Origin of the sequence: Permianibacter aggregans (genome assembly GCF_009756665.1) — a bacterium.
Classification (GTDB): domain Bacteria; phylum Pseudomonadota; class Gammaproteobacteria; order Enterobacterales; family Permianibacteraceae; genus Permianibacter; species Permianibacter aggregans.
In genome coordinates this window covers 3,954,535-3,973,901 of record NZ_CP037953.1, presented here as the reverse complement: position 1 = coordinate 3,973,901, position 19,367 = coordinate 3,954,535, and the positions used below count along the sequence as shown (strand labels likewise).

The window sequence follows — 19,367 nt, the reverse complement described above, 5'->3', positions numbered from 1 at the left end:
TGTGCCGGGCGTGTCAGCGCGATCCTTTGCGCCACAAAACCACCTCCGCGGTTTGAAATAGAATGGTGAGATCGAGAAACAGACTGTAGTTCTTGATGTAATACAAATCGTATTGCAGTTTTTCGCGGGTATCGGCTTCGGAATCGCCGTATGGGTAATTGACCTGGGCCCAGCCGGTAATACCAGGCTTAACCCTGTGGCGCATCGCGTAAAACGGAATTTTTTGGGTCAGTTGGTCAACGAATACCGGTCGCTCGGGACGCGGACCAACAAAGCTCATGTCGCCAACGAATACGTTCCATAACTGCGGCAGCTCATCCAAGCGGGTCTTGCGGATAAAGGCACCAACCTTGGTCACCCGTGGATCGTTCTTCGAGGCCCAAACCGCACCGTTTTGCTCGGCATTGGTCACCATGGAGCGGAATTTCAGAATCGAGAACACATGACCATGCTGCCCTACCCGCACCTGTTTGTAGATGATCGGATCTTTCGCACTTTCCAGTTTGATCGCCAGCATCGTTACCAGCATCAATGGTGCTGCCAGAATCAAGCCGAACAACGAAACACAAAGATCAAACAAGCGCTTGACGGCAACCCGGGAAAAGCTGGCATCGAAGCCTTCGATAAAAATCATCCGGTGCGGCGACCAGGCATCGAGATGAATACGGCCGGTGCGCTGCTCGTAAAAGGTCGACAGTTCAGTGACCTGTACGCCGTGCAACTTGCACTCAATGATTTCTTCAATCGGATAATTTTTACGGTTTTCCTCGACCGCAACGACTACCTCGTCGGCGCCGAACTCCGCGCAGATATCGAGCAGCGCTTTTTCAGAGCGAATGACTTTGCTGCTATCGATTTCGTCGTGGTCACCACGCAGATGCAAGAAGCCGATCAGGGAAACACCCTGCCAGTCACTACGACGTTTTAGTTGTTCAAGGGTCTGCGCCGCTTTGCCGGTGCCGACGATCAGCACTCGACGAGACAACAGCGCCGTGTTAGTGAATTGCAGGTAAACGAAGCGGCTGATCAACAACGCCAGAAACGCGACGCCAAGGCTCCAGGCAAAGGCGCCACGGCCAACGTACAGATCGGGCACCAGATAGAACGCCGTCAATAGCACCGGTAACGCGATCAGAAAACTCCAGATCAGGCGAATCGCAACCGTGCGATAATCGGCCCGCTGCTGGCGCTGATACAGCCCCATCGCGACCAACAATAGCGCGCAGATCAGGGCAAAACTGCCTGATTTGTACTCAAGAGGAATATTGGTCAGATGGGTGCTGACTTCGGGATTGCCATCGAAGCGAATCAACACACCAGCGTGGAATGACAGCATCAGCAACGCGAATTCCACGAATGCCAATACAAACAACGAACGTGGAATATAGTGTTTGAAAATGCGAACCATTCCCTTAGTCCTGAAAGTCTTTGGAGACCGACAACCGGCCTGTTCCCGTGGCCACGGCTATACTGTGACGAACATGAGACGCGATTATATAAGTAAAGCCTGCCTTTGGACAAAGGGACTACGGCTCATTCTGACGCTTTTATTCATTGGAACACCAGTAATGGCTGATAATAAAGCACAGACTCAGGAAATCTATTTTGTCCGCCATGCCGAGAAAATGCAGACACCGGGCGAACGCGATCCGGGTCTGACTGAAACGGGTCAGCGTCGTGCCGAGGCGTTGGCGACATTATTGCGTGATGTGCCGCTACAAGCCGTTTATGCGACGGCGTATCAACGCACACGCCTGACCGCTACCCCAACCGCCACTCAGAAATTACTGCCGGTGCAGCAGTACGACGCGCGGGAATCGGTGGCGTTCGTGCAACAGTGGCTGCAGTCCGGCCAGCCCGGCCCGATTCTGGTGGTTGGCCACTCCAATACTCTGCCGGAAATGCTGCGCGCGGCCGGTATCGCCGAGTCCGCCAGCGAATTCGACGAAAGCCTTTATGGTGACCTATATAAGGTGAAAATTCAGGGCGGCAGCGCGACCGTTCAAAAATCGCGGTTCGGCGAATAGACCTTGCTGAGCTCAGCGCTGCGTTATAATTTTTCACGATGCCAATAAAAATGATCTATTCAAGGCGGCGGGCTGAGTTAGCCCGCCCCTTCTGATTTCGGTAACCACGCTCATGCAAAAGAATCTGAAGCCCTGTTATTACGGCGAATACCTGCACCTCGATAAATTGCTCGGCGCCCAGCAGCCCGTGAGCCCGGATTACGGTGTCGAAGCGCACGATGAGTTGCTTTTCATCATCGTGCACCAGGCTTATGAACTCTGGTTCAAACAGATTCTGCACGAGCTGCGCGACGTCGACCTGGTCATGTCGCAGACCAAAATCAATGAGCGGGAACTCGGCGCCGTCATCGCCCGACTGGAGCGCATCCATCAGATTCAAACCGTGATGATCCAGCAACTGAGTGTGCTGGAGACGATGACACCACTGGATTTCCTCGACTTCCGCGATTACTTGATTCCCGCTTCGGGATTCCAAAGCATTCAGTTCAAGGAAATCGAGATCCGGCTGGGCTTGCGCGCCAATCAACGCATCAACTTCGACCAGCAGAGTTTTTATTCGCGCTTGAACGAGCATGACCGCAATCATCTGATCAACCTGGAAACGCTGCCAAACCTGCACGACCATGTCGAAGCCTGGCTGGCCCGGATACCGTTTATCAGCACCACCGAATTCGATTTCTGGCAGGCTTACCGCAAAGCCATTGATGAAATGCTGGAGCAAGAGCGGCATATCGTCGCCAATCATCCGAACCTGAGTCAGCAGGAACGTGACTTCCAGTTACGCGAGGTTGGCAATATTGGAGAAACCTTCAATTGTCTGCTGGACAGCGAGCGCTATGAGGAGCTGCGCCAATCCGGCCGCTTTCGTTTCAGTCAGCGCGCCCTGCTCGCTTCGGTATTTATCAACCTGTATCGGGATGAGCCAATCCTGCACCAACCGTTCCGACTGTTGACGGCGCTGGTACAGCTTGATGAGAACTTCACGATGTGGCGTTATCGCCATGTGATGATGGTGCAGCGGATGATTGGTGCCAAGATCGGCACTGGCGGCTCATCCGGCAGCGATTACTTGAAACAGACCACCGAGAACAATCGCTTCTTCCGCGACTTGAGCCTATTGTCAACATTCCTGCTGCCGCGCTCAGCCTTACCGGCCTTGCCGCAGTCACTGAAAGCCGCTCTGGATTTCAATGCCAACCGGTAAGTAGAGGCCGGTTAGCCGACCTCGAAACCCGAAACAATACTCAGGAAAAATCGCTGGCGCGAATAAACACGTCGAGACAGCGATTAACGCCTTCGGCATCAATCTGGTCAAAACGTCCGTGCCGCGGGCTATCGATATCGAACACGCCCCACAACTCGCCATTGACCATCACCGGCAATACCAGCTCGGCATTCGAGGCGCCGTCACAGGCGATATGTCCCGGAAACTGGTGCACGTCTTCAATCACCTGAATTTCGCGGCTGCGGGCACAGGCGCCACAAACGCCTTTGTCGAACGGAATGCGCACACAGGCAACCTTGCCCTGGAATGGCCCCAGTACCAGCTCGCCAGCTTTATTCAGATAAAAGCCCGCCCAATTCAAGTCCGGCAGCTGTTGCCCAATCAACGCGCTGAATTGACTGGCATTGGCCAGCCAGTCGCGCTCGCCGGCAAACAAGGCTTCGGCCTGCATCAACAACTCCTGATAAGCGGAACGTTTTTTATCGGGAGTGGACATATCAAGTGCGGTCAAGTCGTCAGCGTGCATGGTATTTGTTCCAGCCAAAACGGGCACGCATTGTAGCTTGACGACCTATTTTCTGCACAAACTAAACCAAAACCGGATTAGTTCCGTCATATACCGTTACAGATTGTGTGCAGAATTCACATTTTGCACCGTCATACTAAACTTAAATCCGCACGTCCCAGGAACCCGATGATGCCTAATCGCGCCAGTATTCTCCTGTTGATGGCCAGCGCCCTGCTGGTTGTTTCAGCTTGCACCAATGACGCCAACTCCGACGAACCCAAGAAAGAAGAAGAGAAAAAAGAGGTGGTGTCGCTGCCGGTTGAAGTCAAGCCCGCTTTGCGTGGCGATATCGCCGCCACGTTGACCAGTACCAGCACACTGGAAGCCGAAGAGCATGCGGTAGTCGTCGCCAAAGTCAGCGGTGTCGCGATGCAGCTTTTCGCCGAAGAAGGCCAGAAAGTCAAAGCCGGCGATCCGCTGGTGCAGCTTGACACCGAAAAATTGCAGCTGGAAAAAGAGCGCGCGGAAATCAACCTGAAAAAGCTGGAATCCGACTTGGAGCGCACCCGTCAGTTGTTCGCGAAAAGCCTGATTTCCTCCGATGTCTACGACAAGCTGAAGTTTGATTATGAAGCGCAAAAGGCTGCTTATGAATTGGTCAAACTGGATCTGACCAACGCCACCGTGCGAGCACCGATTGGCGGCGTTATTTCCAAACGTATGGTCAAAGTCGGCAACATGGTTGCGTTGCATCAGCCCGTTTACGAAATCACCGACTTTGATCCGCTGCTCGCGGTCGTCCATGTGCCAGAGCGCGATATTGCCAAACTGAAACTGCAATTGCCGGCAATGGTTGCCGTCGATGCTCGCCCTGGCAAGGTATTTCTGGCCAACATCCTGCGCATCAGCCCGGTCGTCGATGCCGCAACCGGTACCTTCAAAGTCACACTGGCCGTGAACGATAAAGAGAATTTGCTGAAGCCCGGCATGTTCGGCCGAGTTGCCATTACGTACGCACAACATCAGGATGCCATATTGGTCGCCAAGGAAGCCGTGCTCAATGAAGATGGCCGCACCAGCCTGTTTGTCATCAAGGACAACACCGCCTACCGAACACCGGTTGAAGTGGGTTTTGTCGATGACAAGCACGCCGAGATTCTAGCCGGTGTCGATCAGCAACAACTCATCGTGACCACCGGACAAAATAGCCTCAAGCACGAGGCCAAAGTCGCCATCACCAATCCCTAGTAAGCAGCGATAACGGAACGCCCGAACTTTTTCAGACGATGAAAACTCGGGCGCAGGCATTTTCTATCTGCGAGACGAAGACAAGAACATGAATTTAATCGAACTCTCGATGCGCCGACCGGTTACGGTCTCGATGGCAACCGTGGCCTTGCTGGTGTTTGGCATGGTGCTGCTGAATCGTCTCGGCCTGACGCTGCTGCCCGATTTGTCCTATCCAACCCTCACGATCCGCACCAACTATCCTGGTTCAGCACCGGCTGAAGTGGAAAACCTGATTTCGAAACCGATCGAAGAAGCCGTTGGCGTGATCAAAAACGTGCATACCGTCAAATCGATTTCCCGCGCCGGCCAATCGGATGTACTGCTGGAATTTGCCTGGGGCACCGATATGGGCCTGGCGGGTATCGATGTACGTGAAAAACTCGATATCGTGCAACTGCCATTGGATATCGAACGCCCTAGCCTGCTTCGCTTCAATCCATCGCTAGACCCGATTCAGCGACTGTCGCTGTCGCAAACGGTATCGACTGATGCCAGCGCAAAAATGCGGGAGCAACAGTTAACCTGGCTGCGTCGCGTTGCCGATGAGCAGGTGAAAAAGCAACTGGAGGCGGTTGAAGGCGTCGCCGCCGTGAAAATCAGCGGCGGTTTTGAGGACGAAGTGCAAATCAGCATTGACCAGGAAAAGCTGTCGCAACTGAATCTGAGCATCGAGCAAATTGCCCAACACCTGAAAGCCGAAAACGTCAACCTAAGCGGTGGCCGGCTGGAAGAAGGCGCGCAACGGATGCTGGTACGCACGATTAACCAGTACCGTTCTGTTGAGGAAATGGCCAATACCATTGTCGCCCGGGTTCAAGGTAAGCCGGTCTATTTGCGTGATATCGCCGATGTCGCCATGCGCTACAAAGAGCGCGAAGCGATTACCCGCATTAATGGCGAAGAGTCGATTGAAATCGCCATTTACAAGGAAGGCGATGCCAACACCGTCACCGTCGCGGAACGAGTCAACCAGCGGCTGGAATTTCTCCGTAAATCACTTGGTGAAGAGCTAAAACTTGATGTCATATTCGACCAATCGACATTCATCAAAGCCGCTATCGACGAAGTGATGCTGAACGGTATTCAGGGCGGTGTACTCGCTACCATCGTGTTGTTTCTGTTCCTGCGTAATCTGCGCGCAACAATGATTGTCGCCGCTTCGATTCCCATTGCGGTGATCATTTCATTCAACTTGATGTACGCAGCCAATGTTAGCCTGAACATCATGTCGCTGGGTGGATTGGCGTTGGCCATCGGCATGTTGATCGATAACGCCATTGTCGTGCTGGAAAACATTGATCGCTACCGACAGCAAGGCCAATCGGTTTGGGATGCAGCCATCAATGGCACCAAAGAAGTGGCAGGCGCGGTTACCGCATCGACGCTGACCTCGGTTGCCGTATTCTTGCCTCTGGTATTTGTCGAAGGCGTGGCCGGACAGTTATTCCGCGATCAAGCATTGACGGTCACGTTCTCTCTATTGGTATCACTGGTGATCGCCGTGTCGTTGGTGCCAATGATGAGCGCATCGGGCACACGCCCGACATTAATCGAAAGCGACCAAGAGCTTTATCGCAAACGTCGAATCAATGTTTACGCGCCGGTATTGTCCTGGGTCATGTGGGTGTTTGGCGCAGTGGCGAAAGGCTTACATTACTTTTGGAAGCCGATACTTTTCGGTTTCGATAAAGCCTATCGGGCATTGGCTAGCGCCTATGACCGCAGCATTCATTGGGCCTTGAGAAAGCGCGCTACGGTGCTGTCCGTCGCGGTGATGCTGTTTGTGTTCACCTTGGCATTGGTGCCACGAATCGGTGTTGAATTGATTCCACAGTTAGCGCAAGGCGAGTTCGTTGCCTATTTACGGGCCGAACCGGGCACCCCCTTGCAACGCACTGATGCCATCATGCTGCAAGCCCACCAAATCGCCAGCAACTATTCCGAAGTGGATCGCACTTTCACTGTAACCGGTACCGGCAACCGACTTGATGCCTCACCGGATCGAGGCGGTGAAAACTTTGGCGAGTTGAATGTCGTACTGAAAAAACCGGTCAACAAGGAAACCGAAGCCGCCGTCATGCAACGGCTGCGCGATGACTTGCGCAACTTGCCTGGTGTCCAGGTACAAATCGAACGGCGAGCGCTGTTCAGTTTCAAAACCCCATTGGAAATTGAAATTTACGGATACGACCTCGATACCTTGAAATCGATATCGAACCAGCTGGTCACGCGGATGAAGGCCAATGACCGCTTTAGCGATATCCAGTCAACGATCGAGCAAGGTCACCCGGAACTGCAGATTATTTTTGATCATGAAAAAGCTGCCAGCCTGAATCTGGCCGTTCCGGAAATTGCACAAACCGTGGTCAAGAAGTTACGCGGCGATATCGCGACCAAGTACGCCTTCCGTGACCGCAAAATCGATGTCGTTGTGCGCGTCGACGAGCAGAATCGTGACTCGATTGAAGAAGTGCGTTCTCTGATTATTGGCGGCACCGCCCAACGCATCATACCGCTGAGCGCCGTCGCCGATATTCGTCAAACCATTGGCCCAAGTGAGATTCATCGTATTGGCCAGGAACGTGTCGCGGTGATCTCCACCAATCTACGTTACGGTGACCTGGGCGAAGGTGCCAAAGCCTTACAAGCGCTGATTGACCAAACGCAAACACCGCCGGGCATCACCATCGACATCGGCGGCCAAAGCGAAGAAATGCAGAACTCGTTCCGCTCGCTGATGTTTGCTTTGGCGTTGGCGATCTTCCTGGTCTATCTGGTCATGGCCTCGCAGTTCGAATCACTGCTGCACCCATTCATTATCATGTTCAGCGTACCGTTGGCATCGATTGGTGCCGTCCTCGCGCTATTTATCACTGGCAATACCATCAGTGTTGTCGTCTTTCTCGGCATGATTCTGCTGGCCGGTATTGTCGTCAACAACGCCATCGTGCTGATCGACCGCATCAACCAACTGCGACGCGAAGGCGTAGACAAGCAAACGGCCATTATTCAGGCCGGCGAGAATCGCTTGCGTCCGATTCTGATGACCACGCTGACCACGGTACTCGGCATGCTGCCGTTGGCGCTTGGCATTGGTGAAGGTGCGGAAATTCGTTCACCGATGGCTATCACCGTTATCGGAGGCCTGACGGTCTCAACGTTGCTGACACTGATCGTTATACCGGTGCTGTACTCGCTTATCGATTTTCGGGAAATGCCTGTAGAACAGCTTCCGCTTGATAAAGCAGGAGAAGCCGATGCGCATCACTGAGTTATCGCTGCGTCGTCCGGTGACGACGATCATGTTCTTCCTTTGCTTTGTGGCGCTCGGAGGTGTTGCCACACGCTTGCTGCCGCTGGAATATTTTCCAGAGGTACAGTTTCCTGGCATTTTCATTCAGATTCCCTATCAAGGCGCCAGTGCGGAAGAAGTGGAACGACTGGTTACCCGCCCAGTGGAAGAAGTGCTCAGCACGCTGTCCGGCATCAAACGTTTTCGCTCCGACACCAACGGTGATGGCGCCCAGATCATGCTGTTCTTCGGCTGGGACCAGAATCCTGCAATCAAGGGCATTGAAGCGCGAGAGAAGATTGACGCAATTCGCCATCAACTGCCCTCTGATCTTCAGCGCCTTTTTGTGTTTACCGGCCGAACGACCGATCAGCCGATGCTGGAAATCCGTTTGTCCTCTGATGCGGTGGACTTATCGCGTGCCTATGAGTTGCTTGATCGCAAGTTGAAACGAGCGATAGAAGCCGTACCCGGTGTATCGAAAGTGCAACTGGGTGGCGTCGACCCATTACAGGTGGAAATTCAACTCAATGCCGATCGAATTGCCGCCCATGGTATCCGTATCGAGGAATTGGCTGGCAAATTAGCGCGTCAGAATTTCGCTGTATCAGCGGGGCAAATCACTGATGGTCAGCAACGCTTTCGGGTCAAACCGATTGGTGAATGGCAATCGCTGGAAGAAATCCGCTCGATTCCGGTCAATGATCGCGGTTTGACGCTTTCCGATATCGCCACCGTCACCATCAGTCACCCAATCCGCGAGGTTGGCCGCCATCTGGATTTGAAAGACGCCATTGCCATGTCGGTGTCGCGAGAAAGTGGCGCTAATTTGGTTGAAACCACTGATGCCGTCATGAAGCGGATTCAGGAAGTTGGTAAGAGCAGCGATTTCCAAGGCATCCAAATGTATGTCATGGATAATCAGGCCGAAGGGGTTGTGACCAGTTTGCAGGATATTGGCCTTTCCGGTGCCATTGGATTCCTTTTCTCGATTCTGGTGCTGTACCTGTTCCTGCGCAATTGGTGGGTAACGCTGATCGTTTCGACCGCGGTGCCATTCGCCATTCTGATGACGCTGGCCTATATGTACCTGACTGGCGTTACCCTAAACATTCTTTCGATGATGGGCTTGATGCTGGCGATCGGCATGCTGGTTGATAATGCCGTTGTCGTCAGTGAAAGCATTTTCCGCGAGGAAGTACGCAATCCGAACCGGCGGCGTGACGCCATTATTGCTGGCGCCAAACATGTTGGTCTTGCGGTGGTGACCGGTACACTGACCACCATTATCGTTTTTCTGCCAAACATCATCGGCGAAAAAATCAATATCACCGTGTTTCTTTCACACGTGGCGAAAACCATTACCGTTTCGCTGTGCGCCTCACTGTTTATCTCATTGACGATTATTCCTCTGCTGCTGTACAAGCTGCCGATCAAAGTCAAAAATCAAAATGTTGCCTGGGTGGAAAATCTGTCCGAGCGCTACAGCCGTTTGCTGGGCTGGACGATTCGCCATCCGGTCTGGACATTTGTCATCGGCATTGGCCTGCTGGCTTCGGTGGCACTACCGATGCAATTCGTCAAAACAGAAATGTTCGAGGAAACGGCACAAGACCGGATTCGTATCAACTACGAAGTCAATGGTCGATATACGGTTGAGCGGGTCGAAGCAGCGGTCACTCCTATCGAACAATGGTTGCTGGAGAACAAAGAACGCTTCGATATCGATAGCGTTTATAGCTACTTCGTCACCGATGAAGCCGGTACCACTATACTGCTGAACAAACCACGGCGTACCGAAATGGGTATGCTTGAGCTGCGCGATCTGATCCAAAAGGAAATGCCGCAGTTCGCGCTCGGTAAAGCGGTGTTCGGTCGCGACCGATTCGGTGGTGGTGAAGATATGCGCGTGCTGCTGACTGGCGATTCCACTGAAAAACTGGTGGAGCTGTCTTACGAGCTCGCTTACTTGATGCGCAATATCGAAGGCTTTAATGAAGTACGTTCCGAAGCCGGCTCGGGCGAAATGGAAGTACAGGTCCGAGTCGATCGCGACAAAGCCCAGGCGCTCGGTTTGTCGCCGGATACTGTGGCGCGCTCGATCGGTATCGCCATGCGCGGTCAACCGCTGCGCACGATGCGCACACGCCTTGGCGAAACCAAAGTGCAATTGATTTTCAACAAGGAAGATCGTAAATCCCTTTCCGACCTGGAGAATCTGCCGCTGTTCATGCCGGACGGCACACATGTGCCGTTGTCGACCGTCGCCTCGATTGAAATGCAACGCAGCTTCGAACGCATTCGTCGCGAAAACCGCCAGACCACCATTGGTGTCACGGCCGTTGCCGAAGGCATGAGCGGTGAAGAAATGCGCAAGAAAATCGAGCCAGTGTTGAAGCTGCTCGATTTGCCACCCGGCTACAGCGCCGGATTTGGCGGCGGGTTTGATCGGGAAAGCGAAGCCAACAAAGTATTCGCGCAAAACATGCTATTGGCATTGATGATGATTTACATCGTCATGGCGGCAATGTTTGAATCGTTGATTTTCCCGACCGCCGTGATCTTCTCGATTTTCTACGCGATTGTCGGCGTATTCTGGTTCTTCATGGCCACCGGCACGACGATGACGATCATGGCGAATATCGGCATTCTGGTGCTGATGGGGGTGGTCGTTAACAACGGTATTGTACTCATTGATCATATCAACCAGCTGCGACAGAGTGGTATTGATCGAGCTAACGCCATCATGCAGGCCGGTCGAGAACGATTGCGACCGATTCTGATGACAACTGCCACAACGGTGCTTGGCTTGTTACCATTGTGTTTCGGTGAAACCACCATTGGCGGTGACTCCGATTCACCGCCCTACTATCCGATGGCGCGCGCAGTCGTTGGTGGTTTGTTGTTCTCGACGTTTATCACATTGCTGGTGCTGCCGACCATTTATACGGCACTTGATAATCTGCGCATCTGGCAGGCCAGAGTCTGGAAAGAAGCGAAATTCCGGGCGACCGGTCGTTACAACCCTGTGATTAAATAACGCACACTCATGTAAGCAATTTTATTGCAGGGGTTTCGGCTTTTCGATGCCGTACCCCTGCGCATAGTCAACTCCAATCGATTTCAAACAGGTCAGGATTCGATCGTTTTCAACGAACTCGGCGACCGTTTTCATGCCCATCACCTTGCCGACCTCGTTGATCGCCTTGACCATGGCCAAATCAATCGGATTGTCCGGCAACTCCTTGATGAACACGCCATCAATTTTCAGGTAATTGACCGGCAGCGTGCGCAAGTAAGCAAACGACGACATGCCGGAACCGAAATCATCGAGCGCAAACGTGCAACCCAGCTGTTGCATTTGTTGAATGAACAAGCGTGCTTTTTGCAGATTCTCAATGGCGGCCGTTTCCGTCACCTCAAAACAAATGTTTCGGGGGTTAATGCCGGAGCGCTTTAACTCATTGGCGACAAACTCATGAAACTGTGGTTGGTTGATACTGGTGCCGGAAAGATTGATGCTGCAATGAGGAGGCGATAGCTGTTGTTGTTGCCGGCGATTCAACCAGTCGAAGGTGCGCGAGATCACCCATTTATCCAGCATCAATACCAGATTGAAGCGTTCCGCCGCCGGTAGAAATAATCCCGGTGGAATGGTGCTGCCATCAGTATCGAGCATGCGCACCAGAATTTCCATATGCTCTTGTTCAACTGCATGGTGAATCGGTTGAATTCGCTGCGCCCATAATTGGAAGCGATCTTGCTGCAAGGCCTGAACAATGCGCGAAACCCACTGCATTTCCGTTTGTCGCTGCGCCAATTGCTCATCACTACCGCTGAACACAACATAACGATTGCCCCCGTTTTCTTTGGCTTGGTAACACGCCGCATCAGCCTGCCCCAATGCTTGCGCCCAACTGATTTCGTCATCTTTGAGTTCAGACACACCGGCACTGATGCTGATCGGAAATGCCCGATCGGCCCAGGAGAATTCAAAATCGTGCACATCAGTGATCAGTTGCTTTAACCAAGGCTCCGCATCGGTCAAGGTCTGCTGCCAAAGCAGAATGCCAAATTCATCGCCACCTAACCGAGCCAACACATCATGTTCACCGGTGAGCCCCGCCCGCAATAACTCAGCTAGTTGGCGCAACAATTCATCACCGGCAACGTGCCCGCAGCTGTCGTTGATCAGCTTGAATTGATCGATGTCGATATAAACCAATAAATGGGATTGATGCGTCTGCATCGCTTGGTTCAACGCTTCTTGCACCTGACGCTCAAACTCAGCGCGATTACAGAGCCCGGTCAGCTGATCGTGAGAGCGATGAAAATGCAGGGTATCAGCCAAGGAACGGGTGTGATAAAGGTCGTGCACGCACAGCATGAATGCTTCGCCATCCGCTACCTGCAATGGCGTCACCCGCATTTCAAATGGAAACTCACTGCCGTTGTGGCGCAGAATCACCGCCTGCTCGTTGATCCGCTGCAGAAACTCGGCATCACTCAACTTGCGCGGAGAAATGCGGATGGCCTCGCGCTGATTCTCATCGACGACCGGCAGCAATTCATTGATATCGGAAGGTAGCTCGATGTCGACAAAGCCCAACAACCGTCGCGCAGCGGCATTGACGAAGCGCACCTGGCCTCGTGCTGAAATGATGATCACCGGTTCATCGATGGCGGTGATCGCAGCCGCCAATATCTCAAGCGTGTTGTCGTTCATGCTTAGTCGGCATTTGCCTTCCCTGCCCAATTTCGGACTTCCTGGTCGAAGCATAGCCAGCAATCGCCAAATCGGCCAAACCTTGGCGGCGGATTGCTGGCATGGCAATCAACGAACCGCTAACATAACGCCCCAGTTATGCCGTCCCCCTGGAGTATCCGAATCCGTGAGTATCACCACCTCCGGCCAGCGCAGTGACACCGCCTCCCCATGCATCGGCATTTGCAGTACGGTGCTCGGTGATGAGATCTGCCGCGGTTGTGGTCGCACTTTTGATGAGGTACTGAACTGGCATCAATACAGTGATGAGCAAAAGCGCGCCATCAACCAACGCCTGAAAGCCGAAAAGGCCGGTGCTGACGCGTAAACCTCCTCTACCCCAATCGTTCAGCCGTTAAGGAAGCAAGAAATGACCCGTCTGGCCATTGCCGATGTGTTGAAGGGCAAAGCCGCCATAGGCAGCACCGTCCGTATTCAGGGCTGGGTTCGTACCGCCCAGGTGAAACCGACGTTTGCCTTTATTAATGTGCACGATGGTTCGGGATTTCACCCGATCCAAGTGGTCGCCGAAGACAAGTTGAACAATTTTCAGAATGAGATCACCAAGCTGACTACCGGTTGCTCGGTCGATATCACCGGTGAAGTGGTGCCATCGCCGGGCAAAGGCCAGTCAGTCGAAATCAAAGCCATCGAGGTCAAGGTGCTGGGTTGGGTTGAAAATCCGGAGACCTATCCGATCAGCCCGAAACCGCATAGCCTCGAATTCTTGCGCGAGCAAGGCCACCTGCGCGCCCGCACCAACGTCATCGGCGCCGTTACCCGGGTGCGCAACTGCATCGCCCAGGCGATTCATCGCTTCCACCACGAACAGGGTTTCGTCTGGATTGCCAGCCCGATCATCACGGCCAGTGACTGCGAAGGCGCCGGCGAAATGTTCCGGGTGTCGACCTTGGATATGGTCAACTGCCCGCGCGGTGCCGATGGCAAACCGGACTACAGCCAGGACTTTTTCGGCCGCGAAGCATTCCTGACCGTTTCCGGTCAGTTGAACGCCGAAACCTATGCGATGGCGATGTCGAAGGTCTACACCTTTGGCCCTACTTTCCGCGCCGAAAACTCCAACACCAGCCGGCATTTGGCCGAGTTCTGGATGGTTGAGCCGGAAATTGCCTTCGCCGATCTGGCCGGCAACGCCGACCATGCCGAAGCGATGCTGAAGTACGTGTTCAAAGCGGTGCTGGAAGAGCGACTGGACGACATGGAGTTCTTCGCCCAGCGAATCGAGCCAACCGCAATCAGCCGCTTGCAAACGATTATCGACTCCAACTTCGAGCGTATGGACTACACCGAGGCGGTGAAAATCCTGCAGGCTTCGGGCCAATCATTCCAGTTCCCGGTTGAATGGGGTATGGATCTGCAGTCCGAGCACGAACGCTACATTGCCGAAAAACACGTCGGCCGGCCGGTGGTCATGATGAACTACCCGAAAGACATCAAAGCGTTTTACATGCGCCTGAACGACGACGGCAAAACCGTGGCGGCGATGGACGTGCTGGCCCCCGGCATCGGTGAGATCATCGGCGGCAGCCAACGTGAAGAACGCCTGGAATTGTTTGATCGGCGCCTGAAAGAAATGCAACTACCAGTAGAAAACTACTGGTGGTATCGCGACTTGCGCCGCTACGGCACCGTGCCACATTCCGGTTTTGGTCTTGGACTCGAGCGCTGTGTGGCCTATGTCACCGGTATGCAGAACGTCCGCGACGTGATTCCCTTTCCGCGCACCCCGAAAAGTGCCGAGTTTTAATGGAGCCCTTGATGAGTCAGAAAATTCAACGCACCAATTACCGCAGCGAAGCCACCGATTTCCTGCGCGAACTGGAAGCCGACGAGCAGAACAACCGCTCGCCGGCCCGCGCCGCCGAGGAAGCCAAGTACGCCCGCGTCAACCGGTTGCGTGACAAGGAACAAGCGGCCGAAAAAGAAAGCAAGATCTGGAGTGGTTTCTAACGCCAAATGAATGGCGTTACTATTGCCTTCCATGAACAGCGTCAGACCGCTACACTGCAACGACAAGCACCCGACGCAGTAAAAAACGGAGCGAGGAGATAACGATGAAATGCCCGAAATGCAAAGCCCCGATGGACACCCTGAATTTTGAAGGGGTAGACATCGAACGCTGCAGTGGTTGTAAAGGTTTGTGGTTCGACGCCAGCGAGGCGGAGATCATGAAAACCATCAAGAACGCGGAAATGATTGATTTGGGCGTTGCCGGTATCGGTAAGGCATTCAACAACCAGGAACCGATTTTCTGCCCGCGCTGCAATAGTGTTGAACTGCATCGCCGCAAAGATCCAGACCAACCGCATATCGAAGTGGACAGCTGCCCGAACTGCGAAGGCTCGTTCTTTGATGCCGGCGAATTCACCGATTTCAAACAGCATGATCTGCTGGATGTATTCAAGGCTTTTGCCGCGAAACTGAAAACCCGATAAGTTGCCGTAAAATAAAAATCCCCGTTATCGGGGATTTTTTTTGTCTGGAAATTAACCCAGCCGCCATATATCCGCGCTGGTTAACGATTTCTTTGATGATTTTGGCTCGCCGTCAGGAGTACCAACGTAAATAAATCCGATAATGGACTCATTCTCTTTCAGCTTCAATTGCTTGGCCAACGATGCTTTGTAGGCGAGATCGCCAGTGCGCCAGTAAGCACCAAAACCGAGAGCTTCAGCCGCATTGATAACTTGGAATGTCGCCAGCGCGGCAGTTATCAATTGCTCCTGAGCTGGTGCTTTCGGGTGATCAGGCGTTTGGTGACAAATGGCGACAATAACCATTGGCGCCCGCGTCGGCAAATTACGCGCTTTATCGAGCGCTTTCTGTTCATGGCCAGACTCCGCCCGCAACGCGTTCTCAAAATGCTCACCCAGCTCACTCAAATGATCAATATCAAAAACCCGAAAGCGATACGGTTGCAACTGACCATGATCTGGGGCGGCGATGGCTGCCGAAAACATCGCATCCAATTGTTCGTGACTCGGCGCTGGTCCCATCAATTTGGGGTAGGAATGACGATGAATTAAAAAATTCAGTACTTCGGACATGCGAACTCCTTGCAACAGAACTTGGTGAATTTGATCGATAGTAGATCCTAGCAGATGCGCTGCGGCGCAGTCCTTTGTCCTTAGCCGCTATTAAAGACCGGAATTTCTGCATTGGATGGCAAGGTGTTGAAATTTTTTATCGGCGCGATGTTGTTCACCACCGAGTCTGCTGTACGGCGATATCTGATCCACAGCGATGTGGGAAGTGTCGCAACCTGTAGGGAACAAGTGCGACATTGTCGTTCGCCGTACCTAAAACGACTTCTCGCCGTTTTAATCCCCCTCCGACTCTCGAACCTCTTGCGAAGCGAAAAGCAAAAGAGGCCACTCTTGCGAGCGGCCTCTTTTGTTTTTTTGGCGTCCCCACGGGGATTGCGCACCACGTCCATGTAGTGCGTCCTACGGACCGTCGCTCTCGCGACGGCTCAAAAATGCTCCCGGCATTTTTGTCGAACCCCTCCGGGGCTCAAACTTCTTGCGAAGCGAAAAACGAAAAAGGCCACTCTTGCGAGTGGCCTTTTTCGTTTTTTTGGCGTCCCCACGGGGATTCGAACCCCGGTTACCGCCGTGAAAGGGCGATGTCCTAGGCCTCTAGACGATGGGGACTGAACCGTTTCAAGTTCATGCCGCTTCGCCGAAGCGTCATGAAAAATTCAGTATTTTCAGTTGGTTAGCATCGTATGAGCGACGCAACGTCTGAAGGCCGGCGCATTCTACTGAGCAAGATAGCCACTGTCAAAACAAACAACAGATTTTTTCTCGGACTGGCCGTCAGGTCTTCAATAGAGGTTGCGGGCCGGCAACACCACTTTCACCTCCGCACCACCCCAGGTCGAGGTGCCGATATGCATTTCACCGTCATAGGCATGCACAAGCTCGACGATGACCGACAGACCAATCCCCTGCCCTTCAACCTGAGTGTCCAGCCGTTTGCCGCGCTCCAACACTTCCAAGCGCTTTTCTTCGGCAATACCTGGACCATCATCGCTAATGACAAACTCGGTCCAGGCGTCCGTATCCGGCAGCGGCTTAGCTTGCAGTTCTACGCGCGATTTCGACCATTTGCAGGCGTTGTCCATCAGATTGCCGAGTATCTCGGTCAGATCGCCTTCTTCGCCGGCAAATCGGCACGCGCTGGCGACCTGGGCGTTTATCTCGAGATGCTTGTCTCGATACACCTTGCGTAGTGCGTCCACCAGCGGCACCGTCACGGTGTCGACACGAACAATGCTGGCGAAAGGCCGGCGGCCTTTGGTCACGGCTTTGTGCAACTGGTAACGAACAATATCGTGCATACGACTGACTTGCTCATGCACCTGCCGGCGCAGCTTGTCGATATCGGCATCGGATTCGGTAGCGCCGCGCAACACGGCCAGCGGCGTTTTCAGACTGTGCGCCAGATTGGCCATGGTATCGGCGTAGCGTTTTTTCTGCGCATGCTCACTGCGAATAAATAAATTGATGTTATCGATCATCGGTTGCAGTTCGGCTGGAAAATCACCAACCAATTGCGAGGCCTCGCCTTTCTCGACGCTGTTCATCGCTCTGGCAATGGCTTTCAGCGGCTTCAATCCCCAACGCATGATGGTGGTCAGCACGAACACCAATACCACCACCAATACCGACATGCCGATCCACAGAGTCTGTTGAAAGACCGTCTTCGGTCCGGCGTAGTTTGATTCGGATTCAATGGCGACAAACTGGTAACGGTACTCGCTGCCGCCGATGCCTTCCCATATCACCGGAAAACTGGCGGCAATAAACGATTCACCTTCGTTGTCAATTTCCTGAATTTCAATCTCACCGACTTTGCCCGGCGCGATCGCGGGAAACTGGCGAGGCATGACCGAATTCGAACGCCAAATCCGTTCACCTTCGCTGTTCAAGACCATGGCATAAAAGCCGCTGTCGAGTTGGTTGAAACGTTCATCGCGTAAATAGGCTGGCAGATACAACTCACCGGGCTGCGCCTCTTCAGCGACTGACAACAGCGTGTAGATATGAGATTGCAAGCGCAGCTCGATTTGTGAGCGCAGTGCCGAAGCAAATGCCGCTTCCAGAATCAGCGCCGTCAGTAGACTGAACAACACCAGAAACATCGTGGCCGCCATCAACAAACGGCCACGCAGTGATTGCGGCAATTGGCGAATACTGGCTTGCCAGCGGGCAAAACGGGAAGAACTCAAGGCCTGATGCCTATGCGCCGGAATCTTCCGGCGATAATACCAGCCGATAACCGCGCCCACGCAAGGTTTCGATGGGTTGCAACTGATTGTCTGGATCGATCTTCTTGCGCAGACGACCGATAAACACTTCCAGCACATTCGAGTCGCGATCTTCGTCCTGATCGTAAAGGTGTTCGGTCAGTTCGGTTTTCGACACCACTTTACCCGGATGATGGGCGAGATAAACCAGCAAACGATATTCGTAAGCGGTCAGATCCAGCAACCGCTCATTTACCTTGACCGATTGCGCGACGGTATCGATTTCGATCGGCGGGAAACGTAACGTCGGATTGGCAAATCCGGCTGCACGTCGCTGTAAGGCATTCAGGCGTGCAACCATTTCTTCGATGTGAAAAGGTTTGGTCAGATAATCATCAGCACCGGCGCTCAGGCCTGCGACTTTTTCCTGCCAATGATCGCGTGCGGTCAAAATCAGAATCGGGTAGCGCTTGCCGGCATCGCGCACTTTTTTGATCAGTGTCATGCCATCCATTTTCGGCAGGCCCAGATCCATGATGGCGACGTCGTAATCGTATTCGTTGGCGAAGTACCAACCCTCTTCACCGTCGGAGGCGCAGTCAATGGCATAACCGCGAGCTTTCAGGGCATCGGCCAACTGGCCTTGCAACGCCGGCTCATCTTCAACGATCAACGCTCTCATGATTTTCCTGTTCAGCGACTCAGCACATTGCCAGTGCTGCCATCAACCGTGACAATGCGCACGCGGCCGTCGTCGGTCAGTATTTTTACTTTGTACAGAACGCGCTCACCGTTCTGGATTTTCTGCACACCCAATACCTTGCCAGGCACGGCACGCAGCGCTGCCGACGCCGCCTGGCTCTCAGTAATGGTCCGTTGTTGGGCCGCATGAAGCGGCTCGGGCGCCGACCAACTGTAGGCAGGGCCACCGCACAGCAACAACCATGTCAGCAACACGCTACGCATGTATACAACCATTTCGTTTCGT

The 19,367-nt window shown here is 53.4% G+C and carries 16 protein-coding genes and 1 tRNA gene; 9 read left to right on the top strand and 8 right to left on the bottom strand.

Annotated elements, in window-relative coordinates; genetic code table 11:
• Nucleotides 1-13: 13 nt before the first annotated feature.
• On the bottom strand, nucleotides 14-1,408 hold the full coding sequence (locus E2H98_RS17930) for a TIGR03013 family XrtA/PEP-CTERM system glycosyltransferase (protein ID WP_133587074.1): 1,395 nt from the start codon (nucleotides 1,406-1,408) through the stop codon (nucleotides 14-16).
• Nucleotides 1,409-1,568: 160 nt separating this feature from the next.
• Between E2H98_RS17930 and E2H98_RS17925 the strand changes: the two genes are divergently transcribed.
• Entirely contained in the window at nucleotides 1,569-2,027 is a 459-nt protein-coding gene (locus E2H98_RS17925; RefSeq protein ID WP_157591453.1) for a phosphoglycerate mutase family protein, read from the top strand.
• A 112-nt stretch (nucleotides 2,028-2,139) separates the two neighbouring features.
• Nucleotides 2,140-3,231, top strand: coding sequence for a tryptophan 2,3-dioxygenase family protein (locus tag E2H98_RS17920; RefSeq protein WP_133587072.1), 1,092 nt, complete (start codon nucleotides 2,140-2,142; stop codon nucleotides 3,229-3,231).
• A gap of 40 nt (nucleotides 3,232-3,271) precedes the next feature.
• On the opposite strand, the gene E2H98_RS17915 is transcribed toward E2H98_RS17920, so the two are convergent.
• Nucleotides 3,272-3,778 carry a GAF domain-containing protein gene (locus E2H98_RS17915; RefSeq protein WP_408634805.1) on the bottom strand — a complete coding sequence of 169 codons (507 nt, stop codon included), beginning with the start codon at nucleotides 3,776-3,778 and terminating at the stop codon, nucleotides 3,272-3,274.
• Nucleotides 3,779-3,946: 168 nt separating this feature from the next.
• Between E2H98_RS17915 and E2H98_RS17910 the strand changes: the two genes are divergently transcribed.
• The 3 genes from E2H98_RS17910 to E2H98_RS17900 all read left to right on the top strand — a co-directional run bounded on the left by E2H98_RS17910 (nucleotide 3,947) and on the right by E2H98_RS17900 (nucleotide 11,382).
• Nucleotides 3,947-5,008, top strand: a complete 1,062-nt coding sequence (locus tag E2H98_RS17910) for an efflux RND transporter periplasmic adaptor subunit (protein WP_133587071.1) — start codon at nucleotides 3,947-3,949, stop codon at nucleotides 5,006-5,008.
• 88 nt (nucleotides 5,009-5,096) lie between these two features.
• A complete protein-coding gene (locus E2H98_RS17905) occupies nucleotides 5,097-8,321 on the top strand; it encodes an efflux RND transporter permease subunit (RefSeq protein ID WP_133587070.1) in 3,225 nt (1,074 codons plus the stop codon).
• The gene (locus tag E2H98_RS17900) at nucleotides 8,308-11,382 is read left to right on the top strand and encodes an efflux RND transporter permease subunit (protein WP_133587069.1); all 3,075 of its coding nucleotides are present in this window, start codon (nucleotides 8,308-8,310) and stop codon (nucleotides 11,380-11,382) included. Before E2H98_RS17905 ends, E2H98_RS17900 begins: the two co-directional genes overlap by 14 nt.
• Nucleotides 11,383-11,403: 21 nt before the next feature.
• Here E2H98_RS17900 and E2H98_RS17895 read toward each other — a convergent pair whose 3' ends face one another.
• A complete protein-coding gene (locus E2H98_RS17895) occupies nucleotides 11,404-13,068 on the bottom strand; it encodes an EAL domain-containing protein (protein ID WP_162848132.1) in 1,665 nt (554 codons plus the stop codon).
• 166 nt (nucleotides 13,069-13,234) lie between these two features.
• Between E2H98_RS17895 and E2H98_RS19420 the strand changes: the two genes are divergently transcribed.
• The 4 genes from E2H98_RS19420 (at nucleotide 13,235) to E2H98_RS17875 (ending at nucleotide 15,563) form a co-directional block, all read left to right on the top strand.
• Nucleotides 13,235-13,435 (top strand): DUF1289 domain-containing protein, encoded by a 201-nt coding sequence (locus tag E2H98_RS19420; protein ID WP_133587067.1) that lies wholly within the window; start codon nucleotides 13,235-13,237, stop codon nucleotides 13,433-13,435.
• A gap of 42 nt (nucleotides 13,436-13,477) precedes the next feature.
• Complete coding sequence (gene asnS / locus E2H98_RS17885; RefSeq protein WP_133587066.1) at nucleotides 13,478-14,875, top strand: asparagine--tRNA ligase; 1,398 nt, start codon at nucleotides 13,478-13,480, stop codon at nucleotides 14,873-14,875.
• Nucleotides 14,876-14,886: 11 nt separating this feature from the next.
• Nucleotides 14,887-15,078 (top strand): CBU_0585 family protein, encoded by a 192-nt coding sequence (locus E2H98_RS17880; protein ID WP_133587065.1) that lies wholly within the window; start codon nucleotides 14,887-14,889, stop codon nucleotides 15,076-15,078.
• A 104-nt stretch (nucleotides 15,079-15,182) separates the two neighbouring features.
• Complete coding sequence (locus E2H98_RS17875) at nucleotides 15,183-15,563, top strand: zf-TFIIB domain-containing protein (protein WP_133587064.1); 381 nt, start codon at nucleotides 15,183-15,185, stop codon at nucleotides 15,561-15,563.
• A gap of 51 nt (nucleotides 15,564-15,614) precedes the next feature.
• On the opposite strand, the gene E2H98_RS17870 is transcribed toward E2H98_RS17875, so the two are convergent.
• The 5 genes from E2H98_RS17870 to E2H98_RS17850 form a co-directional block, all read right to left on the bottom strand.
• The gene (locus E2H98_RS17870; protein ID WP_133587063.1) at nucleotides 15,615-16,175 is read right to left on the bottom strand and encodes a nitroreductase family protein; all 561 of its coding nucleotides are present in this window, start codon (nucleotides 16,173-16,175) and stop codon (nucleotides 15,615-15,617) included.
• Between the two features lie 530 nt (nucleotides 16,176-16,705).
• Nucleotides 16,706-16,781: transfer RNA gene (locus tag E2H98_RS17865), tRNA-Glu, on the bottom strand.
• A 173-nt stretch (nucleotides 16,782-16,954) separates the two neighbouring features.
• Nucleotides 16,955-18,361 (bottom strand): ATP-binding protein, encoded by a 1,407-nt coding sequence (locus E2H98_RS17860; protein WP_157591452.1) that lies wholly within the window; start codon nucleotides 18,359-18,361, stop codon nucleotides 16,955-16,957.
• A 10-nt stretch (nucleotides 18,362-18,371) separates the two neighbouring features.
• On the bottom strand, nucleotides 18,372-19,061 hold the full coding sequence (locus E2H98_RS17855) for a response regulator transcription factor (RefSeq protein ID WP_133587061.1): 690 nt from the start codon (nucleotides 19,059-19,061) through the stop codon (nucleotides 18,372-18,374).
• A gap of 11 nt (nucleotides 19,062-19,072) precedes the next feature.
• Complete coding sequence (locus E2H98_RS17850; protein ID WP_157591451.1) at nucleotides 19,073-19,345, bottom strand: PepSY domain-containing protein; 273 nt, start codon at nucleotides 19,343-19,345, stop codon at nucleotides 19,073-19,075.
• Between the last annotated feature and the right edge of the window lie 22 nt (nucleotides 19,346-19,367).

Excerpts from the sequence above, each read along its gene's own strand:
- E2H98_RS17930 (WP_133587074.1), bottom strand. The coding sequence starts at position 1,408 with ATGGTTCGCATTTTCAAACACTATATTCCACGTTCGTTGTTTGTATTG.
- E2H98_RS17925 (WP_157591453.1), top strand. The coding sequence starts at position 1,569 with ATGGCTGATAATAAAGCACAGACTCAGGAAATCTATTTTGTCCGCCAT.
- E2H98_RS17920 (WP_133587072.1), top strand. The coding sequence starts at position 2,140 with ATGCAAAAGAATCTGAAGCCCTGTTATTACGGCGAATACCTGCACCTC.
- E2H98_RS17915 (WP_408634805.1), bottom strand. The coding sequence starts at position 3,778 with ATGCACGCTGACGACTTGACCGCACTTGATATGTCCACTCCCGATAAA.
- E2H98_RS17910 (WP_133587071.1), top strand. The coding sequence starts at position 3,947 with ATGATGCCTAATCGCGCCAGTATTCTCCTGTTGATGGCCAGCGCCCTG.
- E2H98_RS17905 (WP_133587070.1), top strand. The coding sequence starts at position 5,097 with ATGAATTTAATCGAACTCTCGATGCGCCGACCGGTTACGGTCTCGATG.
- E2H98_RS17900 (WP_133587069.1), top strand. The coding sequence starts at position 8,308 with ATGCGCATCACTGAGTTATCGCTGCGTCGTCCGGTGACGACGATCATG.
- E2H98_RS17895 (WP_162848132.1), bottom strand. The coding sequence starts at position 13,068 with ATGAACGACAACACGCTTGAGATATTGGCGGCTGCGATCACCGCCATC.
- asnS (WP_133587066.1), top strand. The coding sequence starts at position 13,478 with ATGACCCGTCTGGCCATTGCCGATGTGTTGAAGGGCAAAGCCGCCATA.
- E2H98_RS17880 (WP_133587065.1), top strand. The coding sequence starts at position 14,887 with ATGAGTCAGAAAATTCAACGCACCAATTACCGCAGCGAAGCCACCGAT.
- E2H98_RS17875 (WP_133587064.1), top strand. The coding sequence starts at position 15,183 with ATGAAATGCCCGAAATGCAAAGCCCCGATGGACACCCTGAATTTTGAA.
- E2H98_RS17870 (WP_133587063.1), bottom strand. The coding sequence starts at position 16,175 with ATGTCCGAAGTACTGAATTTTTTAATTCATCGTCATTCCTACCCCAAA.
- E2H98_RS17855 (WP_133587061.1), bottom strand. The coding sequence starts at position 19,061 with ATGAGAGCGTTGATCGTTGAAGATGAGCCGGCGTTGCAAGGCCAGTTG.
- E2H98_RS17850 (WP_157591451.1), bottom strand. The coding sequence starts at position 19,345 with ATGCGTAGCGTGTTGCTGACATGGTTGTTGCTGTGCGGTGGCCCTGCC.